Source organism: Stenotrophomonas sp. (assembly GCF_059505245.1).
Genome location: NZ_JCACKF010000017.1, coordinates 107,355 through 127,452, shown reverse-complemented (window position 1 = coordinate 127,452; position 20,098 = coordinate 107,355). Strand labels below are relative to the sequence as shown.

The following is a 20,098-nucleotide window of genomic DNA, read 5'->3' as shown; positions in this document are numbered from 1 at the left end:
ACCGCTGACCTCCTGCATGCCATGCAGGCGCTCTCCCAGCTGAGCTATGGCCCCACGTCGCTGAGGAGCGAAATAATAGCCTTGCCCCCGGGGGTTGGCAAGCATTTGTTGCACTTTTCTTCACGCGCGTTGCTATGCCGCGTCGTCGGTCAGCGCCGCCAGGATCGGGCACTGATCCAGCGTGCCGTGGCCGGGGCAGGCGTCGACCAGCTGAGAAAGCGCGGTGTGCATGCGCTGCAGTTCGGCCATGCGTTGTGCAATGTCCTGCAGCCGGGCCTGCGCCGTGTCGCGCACACTGCCCATGTCCTGTGAGTGGCGGTCACTGAGCGCCAGCAGTTCGGCGATTTCTTCCAGGCTGAAGCCCAGCGTCTTGGCGCGGCGGATGAAGCGCAGCCGGCGCAGGTCCTGCTCACCGAAGATGCGGTAGCCCCCGGCCGAGCGTGCCGCCGTGGGCAGCAACTGCTGGCGTTCGTAGTAGCGCACCGTATCGATCGGCACGCCGGCCCGGCGTGCCAGTTGACCAATGTTCATGGCGGATTCCTGCGGATGCTGCCGCTCATTGTGAAGCCTTGAGTCTGGTCCAGGGTCAAGGTCCCGTCGCTGACGGCGCATTCAGCGCACTTTGCAACTTTCTTCATAGCCCCACCGTCGTGGCAGTTCCTACCCTGCGCCTGAACCGGCCGCTGGACGGCCTGCAACGAACCGAGGAGATGGTCTGTGGAAGGATTCAGGAACGAAGGATTCGTCGAGGTCGCGGTGGTCGAATACCCGGGAGGCGACCCGTCGGCCGCCTCCGTGCTGACCGAGATGGCACATGTCGCCAACCGGCTTGCCCAGCAGCAGCGCCGTCCGTTCAAGCGTGTCCTGGTGACCCGCTGGATCGTGCCGGCGAGCCAGACCGGCGTGCATCGCATTGCCGGCGCGGAGATGCTCGAGGCGGACATCCCCGCCGTGATCGCCGTGCCTGGCCAGATCAGCCAGGGCGTCTGCCTGCGCGCCGATGAGGTGCTGCTGGATTGGCTGCGCGCGCATTACGACGGTGGCAGTCTGCTGGCTGCCGCCAGCGACGGTGTCAGCATGCTGGCACGCGCCGGTCTGCTGGCTGGGCGCACCGTCAGTGGTCCGGACCTCGGGCGCCATCCGGGCCTGCAGGGGCAGTCGGCCAGCTGGGTACCCAGCGAGCGCGCGCTGGTCGATGACGGCGACCTGCTGACGGTGGCCGGTTCCCAGGCCTGGCGCTTCCTCGCCCTGCGCCTGCTGTACCGGCTGCACGGCCAGGGCGTGGCGAGTTCCGTGGCGCAGCAGCTGGGGATCACGGTTCCGGCGGCGATCCAGCAGGATCTCGAGCGTTTCAGTGCCAACTTCGCCCACGGCGATCGCGACGTACTGAAGGCGCAACGCTGGCTGCATACCACCGCTGCGCGCGGCGCCACGCTCGGTGCGATCTGTGAGATTTCCGGGCTGGAGCCGCGAACCCTGCAGCGGCGCTTCCTGAAGGCCACCGGCCTGCGCCCGATCGAGTATTGCCAGCGGTTGCGTATCGCCAAGGCGCAGACGCTGTTGCAGCAGGGGGCGGGCATCGATGAAGTGGCCTGGGGCGTGGGCTATGCCGACCAGAGCGCATTCCGTCGTCTGTTCCTGCGCATTGTTGGAATGACGCCGGCCAACTATCGCCGGCTGGTCAACAACAAGCGGCGCGAGCGGCCGCTGTTGTCATCGGTGGCAGGCAGCCTGCGCGGGCTGCAACCGGCGCCCGGCATGCAGATGCCGCGCAGCGTGGCCTGATGCCTGCAGTAGGCGTCGCGCTTGCAACCTGGGCGCGACGCTTCGACCATGCGGGTAACGGATGATGGGGCAGGTGGGCTGATGTCGAGTGTGGGACCGGTACCGATGCCGGTGGTGTTGATCCTGATGTGCGTGCTGCTGGCCATGGCGGTAGCACGCCTGTGGCCGCGTCGGAAAGACGGGATGGCAGTGCCTTCCGCGGCCAGCCTGGTTCTGGACATGTTGCTGATCGGCCTGCTGTGCGGACGCATCAGCTTCGTCGCCTTGAACTTCGCGCTTTACCGTGAGGCCCCGTGGAGCATCCTGCAGATCGCCGACGGTGGGTATCACCTTGCAGTCGTGCTGGCTGCGGGCCTGGCGTGGGGCACCTGGCGGCTGCGGCTCTGGCGCGCGTTGCGTGCGCCGGTGCTGGCGGGCGCACTGGTGGGCGTGGTGTCGTGGGTGGTGGGCAGCCACCTGCTGTCAGCCTGGCAGGAGCAGCGGATGCCGCTGCCGGCGGTGCAGGTGGCCGATCTGCAGGGGCGCGTGATCGACCTGCAGCAGTTCCGGGGCAAGCCACTGGTGCTGAATCTCTGGGCCAGCTGGTGTGGGCCCTGCCGGCGCGAGATGCCGGTGCTGGCATCCGCACAGCAGACCCACACCGACGTGCAGTTCGTGTTCCTCAACCAGGGGGAAACCCTGGACGAAGTGAAGGGTTTCATTGCATCCGAACAGCTCCGGCTGGGCAATGTGCTGCTGGACGATACCGCCTCGGCGTCAACCGTGCTGGGTGTGCAGGCCTATCCGTCGACGCTGTTCTTCGACGCCGAAGGTCGCCTGCGTGAACTGCACCTTGGCGAACTGACGGCGGCGGGTCTTGAACACAAACTGCGCCGGCTGCGGTAGCCTGCGCGGGCATCTCATTACGGAGTTCCCATGTTGTCGACTTCCCTGCGCATCGCTCCGGCGGTGCTGTTGCTGCCGGTCATGCTGGCATTGGCCGCCTGCAGCCAGGCCCAGACCCCGCCGGGCAAGACGGCGGCAGCGCCGGCCGCCGGCGCTCCGGCCACCGCGGCCAAGGGTGACCGTCCCGCAGTGCTGAAAGGCATCGAGAAGCACGGCTTCGAAGTCGTTGCCGAGTTTGATGCACCGGGTGGCCTGCGTGGCTTCGCCGGCGTGGTGGGGGGGCAGCAGCCCGCCGCCGCGTACGTGACCGCCGACGGCAAGCATGTGCTGGTGGGCAGCCTGTTCGATGCCGAAGGCAACGATGTGGCCGCCGAGGCGGTGGAGAAGCTGGTCGCTGCACCGATGTCGGCCAAGATGTGGACCAAGCTGGAAGCCAGCGCCTGGGTGCGTGACGGCAAGGCCGATGCACCGCGTGTGGTCTATACCTTCAGCGATGCCAACTGCCCGTACTGCCACAAGTTCTGGGAAGCGGCGCGTCCGTGGGTTGACGCCGGCAAGGTGCAGTTGCGCCACATCATGGTTGGCGTGATCCGCGAGGACAGCCCGGCCAAGGCCGCCGCCATCCTCGCGGCGCGTGATCCGAGCGCGGCGCTGCTGGAGAATGAGCACCAGTTCGACCGTGGCGGCATCAAGGCGCTACCGAGCATCAGCCGCGAGATCGCAGGCAAGCTTGATGCCAACCAGGTCCTGATGATCGAGATGGGCTTCCAGGGCACGCCGGGCATCCTGTTCCAGGATGCACAAGGGCAGGTGCAGCGTCGCGCGGGCCTGCCGCAGGGCGCCGACCTGCAGACGGTGCTGGGTCCGCGCTGATCGCCGCCAACGTCGTGATGTAACCGACAGGCCCGCATGGCAGCATGCGGGCCTGTTGCATTTCGGCGCTCCTGCGGCGGGCGGAGAGGGCAGCAGGGCTGCGCAGCAGCTGTTCGTCGTCACATCTGAATCGTGACTGACATCAAGCATCGCGCCTTGATTCCAATCAAGGTCAAAAACGACAGGCGGATTAGCCTGTTGACGCATGGAATACAGCGTCAACGCGCCATGGATGCCGCGCCAGACATGCCTTGAACCAGGGCGGTCGGCACAGCCATTCACGACACTCTCACTCCCCGATTGTTACCCAGACCGCTGCGGTCGCCACCTCTCTGGCAGCGCGGCCTTGATGGGCTCGACACCGGTGCGGGCAGGGCAGTGTCATCGTCCTGTTGCCTGCCGGATGCAGGCTGGCCGGTGTCGTCAACGCAGTATCCGCATTTCCAGCAACGGCGACGCGAGGCCAGGGCACTGTGCGCCTGTATCCGGCCAGCGCGCTGCGAATGTTTGTCCAGGGAGGATGCAATGCGCTTGGCGGTACTGAGTCTGGCCTGTTCGACCGCACTGGCGATCGCGCCAGCGTATGCGCAGCAGCATGGCCAGGAAGATGCGCAGGCGTTGCGGCAGGAAATCGCTGCCATGCGCCAGGCATTGGAAGGCATGCAGCAGCGCCTGGATCGGCTTGAGCAGCGCGAGGGCTCAGCGCCTGCCGCCGTGGCGCAGGCCCCGACCCTGGCAGCAACGGCGGGCGGCAGCGCCAGCATGCTGCACCCGACCCAGGTGCCGGGCGTGGCGCAACCGGTGCTGCCGCAGCGCGAATCGGTGGCCGATCCCTCAACGGCGGCGTCGCGTCCCGACAGTGCAGCCGGTCCGACCGACCCCGATCTGAAAGGCTTCTTCGCCATTCCCGGCACCGATACGGTGATCCGCATCGGCGGCTACGCCAAGCTCGATGCGATTGCCGATTCGCGTGCGGCCGGTGACGAAGATCAGTTCATTCCGTCGTCGATGCCGGTGGGTGGCAGCCATCGCGATGTCTCCAATTTCAACATCCATGCCAAGCAGACCCGCTTCAGCTTCGAGGCGCGGCGCCCGACCACGCACGGCAACCTGCGTTTCTACCTGGAGAACGATTTCTTCGGCAGCAGTGAGGGGTATGAGTTCCGCCTGCGACACGCCTATGGGCAGCTTGGCAACACCTATGCCGGCTATGGCTACTCCAGCTTCATGGACCCGGACAGCCTGCCGGACACACTGGATTTCGCAGGGCCTGGCGGTGCCGGATACCTGCTGGTGGCGGGCATCCACCACAGCTTTGCGATAGGCAAGGGCAACACCCTGACCGTCGCCGCTGAAGACCCGAAGACTGAACTCGCCGGCGCCAGCGATGCTCGCACGGCAGTCAACCGCCTGCCCGATGTGACCGTGACCGCGCGCCTGGAGCGCGACTGGGGCCACCTGCAGCTGGGCGCGGTGGCACGCAGCCTGGCCTACGACGGCGATGGCGAGCGCGACCGGCGCATGGCCGGTGGCCTGCAGCTGAGCGGCTCGGCGTCAGTGGGCGAGCGCGACCTGCTGCTGTTCGGCGTACTCGGCGGGCGCGGCCTCAGTCGCTACACCGCCGACCTGACCGGCTCCGGACTGGACGCAGTGGTCGGTGCCGATGGCCGCCTCGCCGCGTTGGACCTGCACGGCGGTTTCGTCGGCTACACCCATTACTGGTCCGCGCTGTGGCGCTCCAACCTGATCTTTGGCCAGCTGACCCTGGAGCGCAACGCCGCACTCGCCACTGATGCATTCCGGCAGAGCCGCTACGGCGTGTTCAACCTGATCTGGAGCCCGGCGCCGTCCTGGACGATGGGCATGGAGCTGCTGTACGGCCGGCTGGAACAGCAGGGCGGCGCACGCGGCGACACGGTCCGGGTGCAGGGCAGCCTGCAATACAACTTCATCAAATAGACGCCAGCGGTCGTACGCCAGCGTAACCGTCCCCACGCCCGGTGCTGCCGGGCTCATGCCAGTACCGGAGATCGTCATGGCAGAAGCAAAGAAAATCGGGGTGGTCGGAGCCACCTTCCTCGTCGCCGGCAACATGATGGGCTCAGGCGTGTTCCTGTTGCCGTCCAGCCTGGCCAAGATCGGTACCGCCTCGATCTGGGGCTGGCTGATCACCACCGCCGGTGCGCTGCTGCTGGCCTTCGTGTTCGCCAAGCTGGGCAAGCTCGCACCCAAGGCGGGCGGTCCCTATGCCTACGCGCGCGACTGGTTCGGGCCGTACATGGGCTTCCAGACCAACACCATCTACTGGTTCGCCAACTGGATCGGCAACGTCGCCATTCCGATCGCGGCGGTGGGCTATTTCAGCTATTTCTTCCCGATCCTGTCCGAGCCGCTGGTGCGTTGCATCGCGGTGCTGGTGCTGGTGTGGGCACTGAGCTTTGCCAACGTGATCGGCCCGGCCTTCGTCAGCCGCGTGCAGACGGTCACCACCAGCTTTGCGTTGGTGCCGATCCTGGGCATCGCCATTTTCGGCTGGTTCTTCTTCGATGCCGACATCTTCAAGGGCGCCTACAACGTGTCTGGCGAGTCGAACTTCGGTGCGATCTCGAGCGCCGCGGCACTGACCCTGTGGGCCTTCATCGGCGTCGAGTCTGCATCGGTGACTGCCGGTGTGGTCGAAAATCCGGAGAAGAACGTCGCCCGCGCGACGCTGGCCGGCGTGTTCCTGGCTGCCATCGCCTACATCGCCAGTTCGTCGGTGATCATGGGCATGGTGCCGAACGCGGAACTGCAGGTGTCCGACGCACCGTTCGCGCTGGCGGCGGCCAAGGCGGTCGGTGGCTGGGGCGGCGCGCTGGTCAGCCTGTGCGCCTTCATCGGTGCCGCCGGCTCGCTGGGTGGCTGGATCCTGCTGACCGCGCAGAGTGCCAAGGCAGCGTCGGATGACGGCCTGTTCCCGAGCATCTTCAGCAAGACCAACAAGGACGACGTGCCGGTCAAGGGCGTGCTGATCGTGGCGGTGCTGATGACCCTGGCGGTGCTGGTGACCTCCACCTCGGAAACCGCGTCGGCCCAGTTCGACGTGATCACGTCGGCGGCCGTGGTGCTGACCCTGCTGCCCTACATCTACTCGTGCGTGGCGTGCTACTTCGTGGTCGAGCGTTCGCACACCCTGGTCCACACCGGTGCGTTCTGGACGCTGACCAGCCTGACCGTCGTGTACTGCCTGTGGGCGATCTACGGCTCGTCGGGGACCATCGTGCAGTACGCCTTCCTGTTCGTGCTGTTCATCACCGTGTTCTATCCCTTCTTCAGCGAGGAGCGCCGCCAGCAGCGGCAGCGCGCCCGCGAGGCCTCGGCGATCAGCGCCGGCGCCCGGCATTCCTGAGTTCGACAAGGAGAATCAACGTGTACTTCAAGTCCCTGGACTACCCGGTCATTGTCATCGACAACGACTACGAGTCGCCGCGCATCGGTGGCATCCTGATCCGTGCGCTGGTGGAAGAGCTGCGCAGCAACGACCAGCGCGTGCTGTGCGGGCTGAACCTGGATGACGCCCGGGCCGGTGCCCGCACCTACGTGGCGGCCTCGGCGGTGCTGATCTCGATCGATGGCAGCGAAGAGGTGGATGGCGAGTTCCAGCGCCTGACCGCCTTCCTGCGCGAGCAGAGCGCACGCCGTGCCAATCTGCCGGTGTTCCTGTACGGCGAGCGCCGCACCATCGAGAAGGTGCCGAGCAAGCTGCTCAAGTACATCCACGGTTTCATCTTCCTGTTCGAAGACACCAAGAGCTTCATCTCGCGGCAGGTGATGCGCGCGGCCGAAGACTACATGAAGAACCTGCTGCCGCCGTTCTTCAAGGCGCTGATCCATCATGCGGCCGAGTCGAACTATTCCTGGCATACGCCGGGCCATGCCGGCGGCGTGGCATTCACCAAGTCGCCGGTCGGCCGCGCATTCCATCAGTTCTATGGCGAGAACACCCTGCGCAGCGATCTGTCGATCTCGGTGCCGGAGCTGGGCTCGCTGCTCGATCACACCGGCCCGATCAAGGATGCCGAGAACGAGGCGGCACGCAACTTCGGTGCCGACCACACCTTCTTCGTCACCAATGGCACCTCCACCGCCAACAAGATCGTCTGGCATGGCACGGTGGCCCGCGGCGACGTGGTGTTCGTTGACCGCAACTGCCACAAGTCGCTGCTGCACGCGCTGATCATGACGGGTGCGGTGCCGGTGTACTTCACGCCCAGCCGCAATGCGCACGGGATCATCGGCCCGATCAGCCTGGACCAGTTCACGCCGGAGTCGCTGCAGCAGCGCATCGCCGCCAATCCGCTGGCCAGCCAGGCCTACAAGGCCGGCTCCAAGCCGCGCATCGCGGTGGTCACCAACTCGACCTATGACGGCCTGTGCTACAACGCCGAGAAGATCGCCGACGAGATCGGCAGCGCAGTTGATTTCCTGCATTTCGACGAAGCCTGGTACGCCTACGCCGCGTTCCACCCGTTCTACGAGAACCACTACGGCATGGCCAAGGGCAAGCCGCGTGAGCAGGATGCGATCATTTTCACCACGCATTCCACCCACAAGCTGCTGGCTGCGTTCTCGCAGGCGTCGATGATCCACGTCCGCAACTCGGCGCAACGCAACCTTGATGCCGAGCGCTTCAATGAGTCGTTCATGATGCACACCTCGACCAGCCCGCACTACGGGGTGATTGCCGCCTGTGACGTGGCCTCGAAGATGATGGAAGGCGATGCCGGGCGCTCGCTGGTGCAGGAAATGCATGACGAGGCAATTGCCTTCCGCCGCGCGATGCTGCACGTCCGCGATGATCTCGGTCGCGACGACTGGTGGTTCAGCGTGTGGCAGCCAACCCAGGTCGAGCGCAGCCTGGACAAGGGCGATACGCCGGCACCGTTGGTGGCCAAGCGCGAGGAGTGGTACCTGCGGCCGGACGCCCACTGGCACGGCTTCGAGAACCTGGTTGACGACTATGTGTTGATCGATCCGATCAAGGTGACCCTGCTGACCCCGGGCCTGGCAATGGACGGCAGCATGGGCAGGCTGGGCATCCCGGCGGCGGTGCTGAGCAAGTTCCTGTGGGGCCGCGGCATCACCGTGGAAAAGACCAACCTGTACTCGGTGCTGTTCCTGTTCTCGATGGGCATCACCAAGGGCAAGTGGAGCACCCTGGTCACCGAGCTGATGGCGTTCAAGGAACTGTACGACCGCAATGCGCCGCTGAGCCAGGCACTGCCGACGCTGGCCGCCGATTATCCGAATGCCTACGCCGGCTGGGGCCTGCGTGACCTGTGCGACGCGCTGCATGCGTTCAACCAGGAATTTGCCGTGGCCAAGGTGATGCGCGAGATGTACGTGGACCTGCCGACGCCGGTGATGACCCCGGCCGATGCCTACAACCACCTGGTCAAGGGCGAGATCGAGCGGGTCGACATCGAGCAGATCAGTGGCCGCGTCGCGGCGACCATGCTGGTGCCGTACCCGCCGGGCATCCCGACCATCATGCCGGGCGAGCGCTTCGGCGACAGCGACGAGCCGATCATCCAGTCGCTGCGCATCGCCCGCGAGCAGAACGCCCGTTTCCCGGGCTTCGAATCGGACGTGCACGGGCTCATCATCGAGCAGGAGGGTGATGCGGTCTCGTACAAGGTGGAGGTGCTGAAGGCCTGACCCGTAACGGTCGGCTCATCGGCGAACGATGGATACCGCGCGCGAGCAACGCATCCTGACGTTCTCGATCGGGGTCACCCTTGCGGTGAGCGCGGTCGGCTTCGGCGGTGGCCTGCTGGTGGGATCGCAGGCCATCCTGTTCGACGGCGTGTACAGCCTGGTCGACGTCGCCCTGACCCTGGTGTCGTTGTCGGTGCTGCGGCTGGTGGCGCGGGAACAAAGCCCGCGCTTTCAGTACGGCTACTGGCATCTGGAGCCGATGGTCGAAGCGCTGGGTGGTGTGATCCTGTCGCTGGCCTGCGTGTATGCGCTGGCCAACGCGGTGATCGGCCTGACCACGGGCGGGCACGAAGTGAAATTCGGGCCCGCGCTGTGGTGGGCTGCACTGCTGAGTGCCAGCAACCTGGCGATGGCGGCGTTCGTTGCGCAGCGGGCGCGGCATCTGCGCTCGGCGCTGTTATGGCTGGATGTGCGTGGCTGGCTGCTGGGCGGGTTGATGAGCCTGGCAGTGGTGCTGGCCTTCGTGTTGGCGCTGGTCCTGCACGGTGGTGAGTGGCACCATTGGGTGCCGTACCTGGATTCGATCGTGCTGGCATTGATCAGCCTGGCGATGCTGCCGGTGCCGGCGCGCAGCGCGTGGAAGGCCATGCGCGAAGTGCTGCAGGTGGCGCCGGATGATCTGGACCGGCGCGTGCAGCAGGTGATGCAGGCGTTCGTGGCCGAGCGTGGCTATGCCGGTTTCACCAGCCATGTGGCGAAGATGGGGCGGATGCGCTTCATCGAGATCCATGTATTGGCTGACCCGATCACGCCGCTGGGGTCGGTAGGCGAAGTCGATGCGATGCGCGATGAGATCGCGGTGCGGCTGGATGCGCGGGGCAGTACTTTCTGGTTGACCATCGATTTCACCGCAGACCCGGCGTGGACGTGAGCCGGGAACGGTAGAGCCGAGCCCATGCTCGGCTGCCATTCGCGCTGAGCAGCCGAGCGTGGGCTCGGCTCTACACGTGGGCACGATCGTTGCGCATGGCGGACCGGACTGTTGCAGCGGCTCGGTTTGACCTCAACTCTGGTTGAGGTCGCAGACTGCCTCGCATCCCCCACGAGGCATGCGGCATGAACCTGTTGACCACCCCGGACCTCAGTCACGGCCTGCTGGAACTGTTCAATCCTGCGGGGCTTTACGACCCCTCGGCCAACGGCTACTCGCACGTGGCGGTGGTGCGCCTTCCCGCCCGGGTGATCCATATCGCCGGGCAGGGCGGTGAGGATGCCGATGGTCATCTCTCCCCCGGCTTCGGGGAACAGGTCGAGCAGGCACTGGACAACCTGCAGATCGCATTGCGTTCGGCGCAGGCCAGCCTGGCCGATGTCGCGCGGTTGCGCATCCTGGTGGTCGACCACGACGAGGACCGGCTGGGCATCATCGCCCGGCAGGTACGGCGGCGTTGGCCGAACGGCGCAGCGCCGACCTGCACCCTGATTCCTGTGCCACGGCTGGCGCTGGACGGCATGCTGTTCGAGATCGAGGCGGAGGCCTACGCCGCCTAGCGCAGGTAGTACTCCACCGGCACCACCAGTTCCTGCGGTGCCTTCATTTCCATGGGAATGGGCGGCAGCGGCTGCGCGCGGCGGAACGTCTGCAGTGCGGCGTCGTCGAGCATCGGTTGGCCGCTGGACTGCTCCAGCCGCAGGGCCTGCAGGCGTCCCTCGCGATCGATGCTGGCCCTGACCCAGGCCGTCCCCTGCTGCCGGCGCGAGCGCGCGACGGCGGGGTAGTAGCGATAACGCTCCAGCCGCGCCATCAGGCGGGCTTCCCACTGGTCGCTGGCGGCGCCGGCCTGGAAGTCCGCCGGTGGTGCGTCGGGAGCGGGCGGCGCGGCCGTGATCGATGCCGGTGCGGGACTTGCATCGGTCACGGCCGCAGGCGGGGCGACCGGCAGGGCTTGCCGGCCAGGGCCACCGAGCTCGCTGGCGGCCACCTCGCCCTCGCGCGCGGCGGTGGGCTTTGGCGGAGGGGGCGACTTCGCCGGTTGCGACGCGCGCGCCTGCTGCGCCTGGCTGGGGGTGTCGGCCAGGCGCTCTTCGACCGGCTGGGGAGGCGTAGCTGGTGCCAGCAGGCGCAGGCTGATGCGCACATCCTGCTCAGGCGGCGGCAGCAACGGTGGCGCGGCCATCCAGTGCACCAACAGCAGCAAGGGCAACAGGTGCAGGCCGATGCTGATGGCAATCGCCTGCCAGTGTTGGCCGCGTTCACTCATCGCCCGGCACCCACAGCAGATCGGCGTCGACCGCATCGACGCCTTCGTCGGGTGACGCAAGCGCGATCACCAGTGCCGGTACCTCCGGTGGCAGGTAGCCCGGCACGCCGGTGCCGCGCAGTACATGCCAGCGGCCGGCCACCAGCAGCGCGGGTGCAGGGGCTGCGGTCAGTGCCTGTGCCATGCGGGTGTCGCGGGCCTGTTGCACGGCCAGCATCCCTTCCAGCATCGGTGCGGCGTCTGCGTGGTGGGCCAGCACCACGGCTGACAGGCGTTGCCGGGCGGTGGGCATCGGAAACCGCACCGACGTGTTGGAGGCAAGCAACGCATTGACCTCGGCACGCGACAGGTTGCCGCCGAACAGGGGGATGCCGGCGGCGGTGGCGTCCTGTACCAGCCCGCCATAGGTGGCCCACGGCCAGCGTGTATCCCAGCCCAGCAGCGCCTGCAGGCGCGCACCATCGGCATGGTTGCCCTTGGCCAGCCAGCGCTGCACCCGCTGCAGGCGCGGTTGGCGTTCACTGGCGATCATCTCCATCACCAGCGCGCCTTGTGGACGCTGCCGTTGCAGCGCGTGCAGCAGCCAGCGCTGGGCGGCGTGGTCACCGGCCAGGTCGTGGCGTTCGCCCAGCAGCAGCCGCGGGGCGTTCGCTGCACGCTTCACGAACGCGGCTTCGTCCAGGCGCTGCCCGCTGGCCAGGTCGATCACCGTGCCGGGCATAGGCTGCGCGCTGGCGATTGCGGCCAGTGCGAGCAGGCACAGCGGCAGCCAGCGACGGCTAGAACGCCACATTGACGCCCATCGAGACGGTGCGGCCACGGCCGTTGCCGCGGTCCAGGATCGGGCTGAAGATGCTGTCGATCGAGGCATTGTTGTCATAGGCCTTGTTCTGCAGGTTTTCGATGTTCAGCCACAGCGTGGTGTTGGGCTGGGGCTTGAAGCTGGCGTAGAAGTCGAGCAGTACACCGGTACCGCCGGTCCTGCGGGTCTGGAAGAAGTCGTAGCCTTCTTCGGTGGGCCCGGAATATTCGGCGCGCAGGCCGGCCTGCACGCGCTGCTGCCACCAGCGGCCGCCGACATCCAACGTCCAGAAGCGGTCGGGCAGGGCGGTGATGTCTTCCAGGTTGACGAATTCGATGGCAGGCGCACTGGTGCGCGAGCGGGTCCAGCTCAGCGTGGCGTGGTAGTGCGCGCTGGCGTAGTGCGCTTCCAGCTCGATACCGCGCATGCGCACCACGCCGGGGTGGTTCATCCAGCGCGTGGTGGTGCTGAAGTCGTCCACGTCCAGCGCATCGGTCCAGGCAGTGAGCTGCTGATCGCTGTCGATCGGTACCACGAAAGGCCCCACCTCCGGCGGGTGCACGATCAGCAGGTACTGCGGCTTGATGTAGTCGCGGATGCGGTTGTCGAAGCGGGTGACGCGCAGCTGCGCCAGGTCACCGTCGGTCAGCAGCGAGGAGGCGCTGAGGTTGGCGCCGAACTGCAGGTTGCGCGAGCGCTCTCGGCGCAGGAACGGGTTGGCACCCACGCCGTCGGCATCGCTCATGCCTTCCAGCGGGATCTTCTCGAAGAACATCTCCTGCACCCGCGGCGGGCGGGAAGTACGCGAGGCTTCGGCGAACAGTTGCAGCCAGTCGGTGGCCTGCCACGAGACCGCCAGGCTGGGGCTGAGTGCGCGCTGGGTACGGCGCACGTCGATGCCGCCGCCGTTGATCTCGGCGCACTGGCCAGGCACATCCGAGCACACCGGGACGTGGCCGCGGATGCCATAGCGATCCTGGCGCAGGCCTGCAGTCAGCGCGTAGATGTCGTACTGCAGTTCCAGCGTGCTGAACACGCTGTCCAGCTGGCTGCGGCCCTGGGGGTTGGCGCCGCGCAGGATGGGGGTGTCGGCCACGTAGACGTCCGACTGGTGCTTGATGCCGGTGTTCCAGCGTGCCTGCAGTGCACCGATGTCGAAGCGGCTGGTGTTGTCGAGCGTCCAGCTGCTCAGGCTGCTGTGGGTGCGGCGGCCGATGTAGCTGGAATCCTCCACGGGTGGATAGAACAGCCGGGTCTTGTTGCCGGCGAAGGTCGCGCGCAGGTCGATCCATGGCGTGTAGGGCGTGTAGTGGTAGCTGGCGCGCTGGTTGCGTGCGGAAATCTGCCACGGGTAGTTGTGGTAGAAGTCGTTTTCGTAGCGCATGTGGCTCAGGTCCAGCCGATGCTGGACACTGGGCTGCAGGCGTGCTTTCAACAGCCAGCTGCTGGGCTGCTGGCTGCCGGGGTCGGCATTGTTCTTCTGCCCGCGTGCCGTGGCGTACTCGCCGCTGCGACTGCTGCTGGCAGCGGCCAGCAGGCCGAACTGGCGGTCGCCGCCATCCTCGCTGTGGCGCCAGGCACCGGCAAAGGTACGGCCATTGCCGTAGCCGTTGTTGCCATGGCGGTAACCCGCGCGCAGGCCCCAGTCACGACCTTCGCCAAGCAGGTCGTCGATGTCCAGCGTGCGGAAATTGGCACTGCCGGCCAGCGTGCCGGCGCCATCACCACCGGCGACCGCGCCGCGCTGCATGTCCACGCCGGCCAGCAGGAACGGATCGACGTAGGCGAACGGCCCCCCCGAGCCGTGGCCCGCGTTGTTGCGGAAGGTCTGGGTGACACCATCGATCATGGTGTTGACCCGCCCGGCGCCGGTCATGCCGCGGATGTTGACCTGCAGGCCGGGCTGGCTGCGCGAGTGGAAACTGTGGGTGCCGGGCATCGAACGCAGCAGGCTGTTGCCGTCCTGGCGTTCGGCCATCGCCACGCGCTCGCTGCCGACGGCGGGCGCAAAGCCATCGCGGGCCGCCGGGACATACTGGCTGGCGCCTGCACCGGGGGAATGGCCGTGTGCGATATCGCCCTGTACGCGCAGCGGGCCGGTTCGACGGCTGCCATCGGAGGGGGCGGCCGGCGCCGGTTCCAGGGTGGCGCGGCGCGCGTCGATGAAACGGGGGCGCAGGCCGCTACCGGCCAGCAGGCGTGACAGGGCCTGCGCGTCGTCGAACCGTCCGCGTAGTGCCGGCGCCGTCTGGCCGCCTGGCAATGCCGCGCCGATCACCAGATCGACACCGGTCAGCCGGCTGTAGGCATCCAGCGCGCTGGCCAGCGATTGCGCAGGAAGATCGAAGTGACGGGAGGCGGCCTGCGCGTGTGCGCTGGCAGGTAACAACGGAAGCGGACTGGCGCAGGCCAGTGACAGGGCGAGGACAAGGGGACGGTGAAACAGCATCGGGAGCTCCAGGGGCTGACGCGGCGCGTCGTCATCCTGGGTAGACGCAGTGGCAGGGCCGATGTCAGGGTGCATCGCGATGTTCCCTGCGTGGCGGCAGCCACACCTGCACGCCCGCGCCCAGGCGCAGCACGCGTACATGCAGCTGCGTGGCCAGCTGGTCGCGGCTGCGCGCCGCACCGTCTGCACTGCCGAGCAGGGTGACCGGCTGCTGGCGCAGGTGTGCGCCGATGATCCAGGTGTGGCCGCTATGCCAGCGATCCAGGCCCTGGGTGACCTCGGCCAAGGGCGTGGAGACCCAATGCAGGCGACGCTCGCGCCAGGCCAGGGCACTGTGGCTGGCGGCCAGGCCGATGATCGGTGCCTGTCCATCGAAGCGCAGCTGCTGCCCTTCGATGGCCTGCTCACTGCGGGTGCCGCTGTCCACACGGACGCGATGCTCAGTGACGGTGACCACGCTGTCGTTGTCCTGCACGGCAAGGTCGAAGGCCGTACCGAGCGCGGTGACCATGCCGTGCGTCGTATGCACCTGGAACGGATGCTGCGCATCGGCGGCTACCTTGAACCAGGCTTGGCCGTGCTGCAGCTGCAGCTGGCGGCGCTGTGCATCGATGCGGACATGGACTTCGCTTCCGGGTGACAGCAGCACGTGCGAGCCGTCCGGCAGTACTTCTTCACGGATCTCGCCTGCCGCCGTGCGCATCACCTGCGCGGCCGGTGGTGCGGCCTGGCGGGTATACAGGCCCAAGGCGCAAAGCAGCAGCACGGCAGTGCCGGCGTCGCGCAGGTGCCGGCGCTGCCGCTTGCGCTGATGCCGCTGCAGGCTGGGCGTGGCATCACCGGCCTGCCAGAGCGCCTGCAGGTGCTGGTACTGCGCGGCGTGGCGGCAATCGGCGTAGTACCACTGGTTGAAGGCACGCTCGTCGCGGCCGCCGTCGTGGCCGTCCAGCCACCAGCGCGCGGCCTCGCGCGCGATCGCCTCCGGGCTCATGCGCCGGGTACCTGCTGCAGCGCCACCAGCGCACGCAGCAGATGGCCGTGCGCGGTCTGCCGGCTGATGCCGAGCCGGCGGCCGATCTCGGCCAGTGCCATCTGCTCCACCCGGGCCAGCAGGAATACCTGGCGCGAGCGCGGTGGCAGCGCGGCGATGATCGCGTCGAGATGGCGCAGCTGTTCGGCGTCCAGCAGGTGCTGCTCCGGCAGCGGTGCAGGATCGGCGAGGGCGTGCAGTTGGGCGTCATCCAGCGCTTCCTCACGACGGCGCTGGCGTTGCCGGTAGTGATCGGCGATCAGATTGTGGGCGACGCGGTACAGGTAGGCGCGGCCGTTGCTCAGCAGGCCGCTGGCGGCGACCTTGATGACACGCAGCCAGGTTTCCTGGACGACGTCATCGGCGTCGCTGCGTTGCGGGAGTTTACGGCGGACATGGGCGTGCAGCGGCCGGTAATGGGCCGCGCACAGCTGCGCGACATCCGTCGGTTCGACAGGCGTGGACACGGGGCGGGCGACAACTGGGAAAGGGAACAGCCCGCGGCGGCAAGGGCAGCGGCTGCACCTTACAGCAAAAGAGAATCATTTGCATCTATCGATGGGCGTTACACGCCTGCCCGGGACGGGAGATCAGCGCGGGCGATAATCGCAGTGGATCTGCAGGGCTTCGGTGGGGTTGTGATGCAGCTTGAAGCCGCAGCGCTGCAGGCTGCGCTTCACCCGCGCGACCGCTTCGGCATGGCGGGCGACGCGACGATCCTGCCAGCGTGGCGGGGTGAATACGCCCATGGGCAGCAGCCGTAGCCGCTTGCCGTGCAGTACCAGCGAGACATCGATATGACGGCCATCGATGTCGTGGCCGTTGGCGCCGAAGATGGCATCGACCTCATCATGGCGTTGCGGATAGCAGGTCCGGAACAACGCGATACCGAGCCAACGCACGCCACGAGGGAAGCTGCCGAGCCGGCTGTGGCTGGGTTCGAAGCCGCGCGTGAGCAGCAGTCGCAGCCCGGCAGGCAGCATTGCCTGCGCATCGAGCAGGCGTTGCAGTACCTCTTCTTCCAGCTGGATACGGGTGGAGGGCCAGCGCGGGGCGACCAGCAGCCCGTGGTGGCTGCCGCGTTGCAGGGTCAGCATGCGTGAAGCTTCGCACGCGGGCGAACAGCCGTGGTAGTGCCGGCCGCTGGCCGGCCAGATTCGGGTGCCGGCCAGCGGCCGGCACTACCGTGACGATCGTCAGATGTCGCGGTACTGGATCTGCGAAGCCAGTACGCGCAGGCCGTCGGCATTGCTGGACAGGATGCGCTCTTCGCCGACACCTTTCTGCCGTTTCAGCTGGAAGCCCTGTTCGGCAGGCAGCTGCGCGGCGATGGTGTCCATGCGTTGCATGGCATCGGGGCCGCTGCAGTCGAAGTGGCCCCAGTGGGCGCCATCGCGGTGGATCTGCAATCGGTAGTTCATTGCGGTGTCTCCGGCAGCTCCTGCAGCCAATGGTCGAACATCGCGGTGGCCGCCGCTGCCAGCGGTGCACCGTAACGGCGTGCCTGGGCGCGAAGATCGTTCGGATCGATGCCGGCCTGCGCCAGCTCCAGGGTGTGGCCGATCAGCCAGCGTTCGAACTGGCGGGCATCCAGTTCCGGGTGGCATTGCAGGGCCAACGCATGGCTGCCCATGGCGAAGGCCTGGTGGCGGCAGGCCGGCGTGCTGGCCAGGCGACGTGCACCGGCCGGGAGTTCGAACGCCTCGCCATGCCAATGCAGTACCGGAATGCCCTGCAGGGCCTGCAGTGGCGAGCGTTGGCCGTCATCGGTGAGCAGCAGCGGCGCAAAGCCGATCTCCTTGCCGCCACTGGCGGCGACGTCGGCACCGAGTGCGCGCGCCATCAGCTGCGCGCCGAGGCAGATGCCCAGCGTGGGCCGTTGCTGCTGCAGCCGACGTTGCAACAACGCGATGCTGTCGTTGAGGAAAGGATAGCGATCAACATCGTTGACGCTGACCGGGCCGCCCAGCACGACCAGCAGGTCGGCGGTTTCGGCGGAGTCGAGCGCGTCGATACCGGCCTGCAGCACCTGCAGCTGCCAGCCCTGTGCCGACAGCAGTGGCTGCAGGGTGCCGAGGTCTTCAAAGGCGACGTGTTGCAGGACGACCGCGTGCTTCATGCGGGGGCTCCATTGCTGGGCCAGTAGAAACTGTCCGGGGTGGCGCGTGCGCCGAAGATGGCCTGCCCGACGCGGACCACGGTGGCACCTTCCTCGATCGCCACTTCGAAGTCCCCGGACATGCCCATCGACAACTGCGAAAGGTCGATGACGGGAGGTGCAGTGCGCTGCAGCTGGTCGCGCAGTTCGCGCAGGCGCACGAAGCAGGCACGCACGCGTTCGACCTCCGGGGTGAAGATGGCCAGCGTCATCAGGCCGCGTACGCGCAGGCGATCGAACGCTGGAAGCTGCTGCACAAAGGCCTCGACGGCAGCGGGTTCCAGGCCGTACTTGCTGGGTTCGGCGGAGGTGTTGACCTGCACGAACACATCCAGCGTGCGGTCTTCCAGCTGCAGGCGCTGCTGCAGTGCTTCGGCTACGCGCAGGCTGTCCAGCGCCTGGAACTCGCTGGCGAAGCGCGCCACGTAGCGCGCCTTGTTGGTCTGCAGATGCCCGATCACCGACCAGTGCACGCCAAGATCGGCCATCGTCTCGGCCTTGCGTTGCGCCTCCTGCACCTTGTTCTCGCCCAGCTCGCGGCAACCGGCGGCCACCGCCATGCGGATGCGGGCATCATCGACGGTCTTGCTGACCGGCAGCAGGCGCACGCTGGCCGGGTCACGGCCGACGCGGGCGCAAGCATCGGCGATGCGTTGGCGCACCGTGACCAGGTTGGCGGCGATCTGTTCAACGGACTGGGCGACGGGCCAGTCGGCAGCGGCAAGGGGCATGCGGGCACCTCCAATGCAGGGTGGCCAGGGTGGGATACACTGGCACAGGACAAGAGATATTTTGGCATAGGACAAAATGAAAATCACCGGGTACAGCGCCGAGTCGATCTTCGACAGCATCCGCGACGGCATCGGCAAGGGCCGCCTGCCGGCCGGTAGCGTGCTGCCGCCGGTGCGTGAACTGGCCGAGCAGCTGGGCGTGAACCGCAACACCGTGGCTGCTGCCTACAAGCGCCTGGATGCGGCGGGACTGGCCAGCACGGCGGGCCGCCGCGGCACGGTGGTGCGTGGCCTGCCGCCGCCGCTGGCGCGCGAGGGCAGCACCCCGGGGCTGGCGCTGCAGGACCTGGCCGGTGGCAACCCGGATCCGCGCCTGCTGCCGAACCTGCGCCTGATCCCGGCGGCGCCGCGGCTGTATGGCGTGGGTACGGTCGACACGAGGTTGCAGGCGCTGGCACGCGCCTCGCTGGATGCGGATTGCCCCGAGGGATATGCGCTGGAGCTGACCCATGGCGCCGTCGATGGCATCGAGCGCCTGCTGGCGGCGTGGCTGCTGCCGGGTGATCGCATCGCGGTGGAGGATCCATGCTTCCTCGGCAGCCTCAATGTGCTCAATGCGTCGGGTCATGCGCCGTTGCCGGTGGCGGTGGATGCCCAGGGCATGCAGGTCGAATCGCTGCGGCAGGCGCTGGAGGCTGGTGCACGTGCGGTGCTGCTCACCCCCCGGGCGCACAATCCGACCGGGGCCAGCCTGGATGCGAAGCGGGCGCGGGCGTTGCGGCAGTTGCTGGCGGCGTACCCGCAGGTAGCAGTGCTGATCGACGATCACTATGCGCTGCTCTCGCAGCAGGCCTATCACTCGGTACTGCCGCTGGATGGGCGGCGCTGGGCGCTGCTGCGTTCGTTGTCCAAACCGCTCGGCCCCGACCTGCGGCTGGCCTGGCTGGCCTGCGATGAAGAAACCGCGATGCGGTTGCGGCTGCGATTGGCATCCGGTATCGGCTGGGTCAGTCACCTGCTGCAGGACGCGGCAACCTCGGTGCTGGCGTCGTCAACGCAGCGGGCGAAGATCGCCTCGGCAGGCGAGCGTTACCAGCAGCGCCTGCAGTCGCTGCAGGAACTGCTGCGCGCGCGTGGCGTGCCGACGCCGCTGCCGATGGAGGGATTGAACCTGTGGCTGCCGTTGCCGGGCGACAGCCATCCGCAGGTGCTGGCGCTGGCCGCGCGCGGATGGCATGTGCGCGCTGGCGAGGTGTTCGCGGTGGCGGCGCCGGCACATGGCCTGCGCATCACCTGCGCGGCGCTGGGCGCGGCGCAACTGCGGCCGCTGGCTGACGACCTGGCGGCGGTGTGCGGTCTGTAGCGTCGAGCGATGCTCGACGTTGCTTCGCCTTTGTAGAGCCGAGCCATGCTCGGCTGCTGTTGGT

General features: G+C 67.3%; 19 protein-coding genes. 9 read left to right on the top strand and 10 right to left on the bottom strand.

Annotated features, from left to right (window positions below; genetic code table 11):
• Window positions 1–132 precede the first annotated feature (132 nt).
• A complete protein-coding gene (locus AC5JLE_RS07600; protein WP_014647531.1) occupies window positions 133–531 on the bottom strand; it encodes a heavy metal-responsive transcriptional regulator in 399 nt (132 codons plus the stop codon).
• Window positions 532–717: 186 nt separating this feature from the next.
• On the opposite strand from AC5JLE_RS07600, the gene AC5JLE_RS07595 reads away from it, so the two are divergent.
• The 8 genes from AC5JLE_RS07595 to AC5JLE_RS07560 all read left to right on the top strand — a co-directional run bounded on the left by AC5JLE_RS07595 (window position 718) and on the right by AC5JLE_RS07560 (window position 10,791).
• Complete coding sequence (locus AC5JLE_RS07595; RefSeq protein ID WP_032957296.1) at window positions 718–1,785, top strand: GlxA family transcriptional regulator; 1,068 nt, start codon at window positions 718–720, stop codon at window positions 1,783–1,785.
• Window positions 1,786–1,866: 81 nt separating this feature from the next.
• On the top strand, window positions 1,867–2,670 hold the full coding sequence (locus tag AC5JLE_RS07590) for a redoxin family protein (RefSeq protein ID WP_032957295.1): 804 nt from the start codon (window positions 1,867–1,869) through the stop codon (window positions 2,668–2,670).
• A 30-nt stretch (window positions 2,671–2,700) separates the two neighbouring features.
• Entirely contained in the window at window positions 2,701–3,543 is an 843-nt protein-coding gene (gene dsbG / locus AC5JLE_RS07585) for a thiol:disulfide interchange protein DsbG (protein ID WP_032957294.1), read from the top strand.
• Window positions 3,544–4,068: 525 nt separating this feature from the next.
• Window positions 4,069–5,502: a DcaP family trimeric outer membrane transporter gene (locus tag AC5JLE_RS07580; RefSeq protein WP_496065174.1), complete on the top strand. Its 1,434-nt coding sequence runs from the start codon at window positions 4,069–4,071 to the stop codon at window positions 5,500–5,502.
• 76 nt (window positions 5,503–5,578) lie between these two features.
• The gene (gene adiC / locus AC5JLE_RS07575; protein WP_021204506.1) at window positions 5,579–6,931 is read left to right on the top strand and encodes an arginine/agmatine antiporter; all 1,353 of its coding nucleotides are present in this window, start codon (window positions 5,579–5,581) and stop codon (window positions 6,929–6,931) included.
• A 20-nt stretch (window positions 6,932–6,951) separates the two neighbouring features.
• The gene (locus AC5JLE_RS07570; RefSeq protein ID WP_496065173.1) at window positions 6,952–9,240 is read left to right on the top strand and encodes an Orn/Lys/Arg family decarboxylase; all 2,289 of its coding nucleotides are present in this window, start codon (window positions 6,952–6,954) and stop codon (window positions 9,238–9,240) included.
• A gap of 28 nt (window positions 9,241–9,268) precedes the next feature.
• The gene (locus AC5JLE_RS07565) at window positions 9,269–10,171 is read left to right on the top strand and encodes a cation diffusion facilitator family transporter (protein ID WP_032957286.1); all 903 of its coding nucleotides are present in this window, start codon (window positions 9,269–9,271) and stop codon (window positions 10,169–10,171) included.
• A 185-nt stretch (window positions 10,172–10,356) separates the two neighbouring features.
• On the top strand, window positions 10,357–10,791 hold the full coding sequence (locus AC5JLE_RS07560; RefSeq protein WP_014647523.1) for a RidA family protein: 435 nt from the start codon (window positions 10,357–10,359) through the stop codon (window positions 10,789–10,791).
• Here AC5JLE_RS07560 and AC5JLE_RS07555 read toward each other — a convergent pair.
• The 9 genes from AC5JLE_RS07555 to AC5JLE_RS07515 form a co-directional block, all read right to left on the bottom strand.
• Window positions 10,788–11,501: an energy transducer TonB family protein gene (locus AC5JLE_RS07555; protein WP_046431238.1), complete on the bottom strand. Its 714-nt coding sequence runs from the start codon at window positions 11,499–11,501 to the stop codon at window positions 10,788–10,790. The genes AC5JLE_RS07560 and AC5JLE_RS07555 overlap by 4 nt on opposite strands.
• The gene (locus AC5JLE_RS07550) at window positions 11,494–12,294 is read right to left on the bottom strand and encodes a ChaN family lipoprotein (protein WP_496065172.1); all 801 of its coding nucleotides are present in this window, start codon (window positions 12,292–12,294) and stop codon (window positions 11,494–11,496) included. The genes AC5JLE_RS07555 and AC5JLE_RS07550 overlap by 8 nt, the downstream gene beginning before the upstream one ends.
• Window positions 12,281–14,752: a TonB-dependent receptor gene (locus tag AC5JLE_RS07545; protein WP_496065171.1), complete on the bottom strand. Its 2,472-nt coding sequence runs from the start codon at window positions 14,750–14,752 to the stop codon at window positions 12,281–12,283. Before AC5JLE_RS07545 ends, AC5JLE_RS07550 begins: the two co-directional genes overlap by 14 nt.
• 64 nt (window positions 14,753–14,816) lie before the next feature.
• Window positions 14,817–15,743 carry a FecR family protein gene (locus tag AC5JLE_RS07540; RefSeq protein WP_049406199.1) on the bottom strand — a complete coding sequence of 309 codons (927 nt, stop codon included), beginning with the start codon at window positions 15,741–15,743 and terminating at the stop codon, window positions 14,817–14,819.
• A complete protein-coding gene (locus tag AC5JLE_RS07535) occupies window positions 15,740–16,249 on the bottom strand; it encodes an RNA polymerase sigma factor (protein ID WP_014647518.1) in 510 nt (169 codons plus the stop codon). The genes AC5JLE_RS07540 and AC5JLE_RS07535 overlap by 4 nt, the downstream gene beginning before the upstream one ends.
• A 123-nt stretch (window positions 16,250–16,372) precedes the next feature.
• A complete protein-coding gene (locus tag AC5JLE_RS07530; RefSeq protein ID WP_241884510.1) occupies window positions 16,373–16,879 on the bottom strand; it encodes a hypothetical protein in 507 nt (168 codons plus the stop codon).
• 99 nt (window positions 16,880–16,978) lie between these two features.
• Window positions 16,979–17,203, bottom strand: coding sequence for a hypothetical protein (locus AC5JLE_RS07525; protein ID WP_014647516.1), 225 nt, complete (start codon window positions 17,201–17,203; stop codon window positions 16,979–16,981).
• Window positions 17,200–17,901, bottom strand: a complete 702-nt coding sequence (locus AC5JLE_RS07520; protein ID WP_046431222.1) for a glutamine amidotransferase — start codon at window positions 17,899–17,901, stop codon at window positions 17,200–17,202. The genes AC5JLE_RS07525 and AC5JLE_RS07520 overlap by 4 nt, the downstream gene beginning before the upstream one ends.
• Window positions 17,898–18,671, bottom strand: a complete 774-nt coding sequence (locus tag AC5JLE_RS07515) for a YggS family pyridoxal phosphate-dependent enzyme (protein WP_164167525.1) — start codon at window positions 18,669–18,671, stop codon at window positions 17,898–17,900. Before AC5JLE_RS07515 ends, AC5JLE_RS07520 begins: the two co-directional genes overlap by 4 nt.
• Window positions 18,672–18,747: 76 nt before the next feature.
• On the opposite strand from AC5JLE_RS07515, the gene ptsJ reads away from it, so the two are divergent.
• Window positions 18,748–20,034, top strand: coding sequence for a MocR-like B6 salvage transcription factor PtsJ (ptsJ, locus tag AC5JLE_RS07510; RefSeq protein ID WP_496065170.1), 1,287 nt, complete (start codon window positions 18,748–18,750; stop codon window positions 20,032–20,034).
• The last annotated feature ends 64 nt before the right edge of the window (window positions 20,035–20,098 follow it).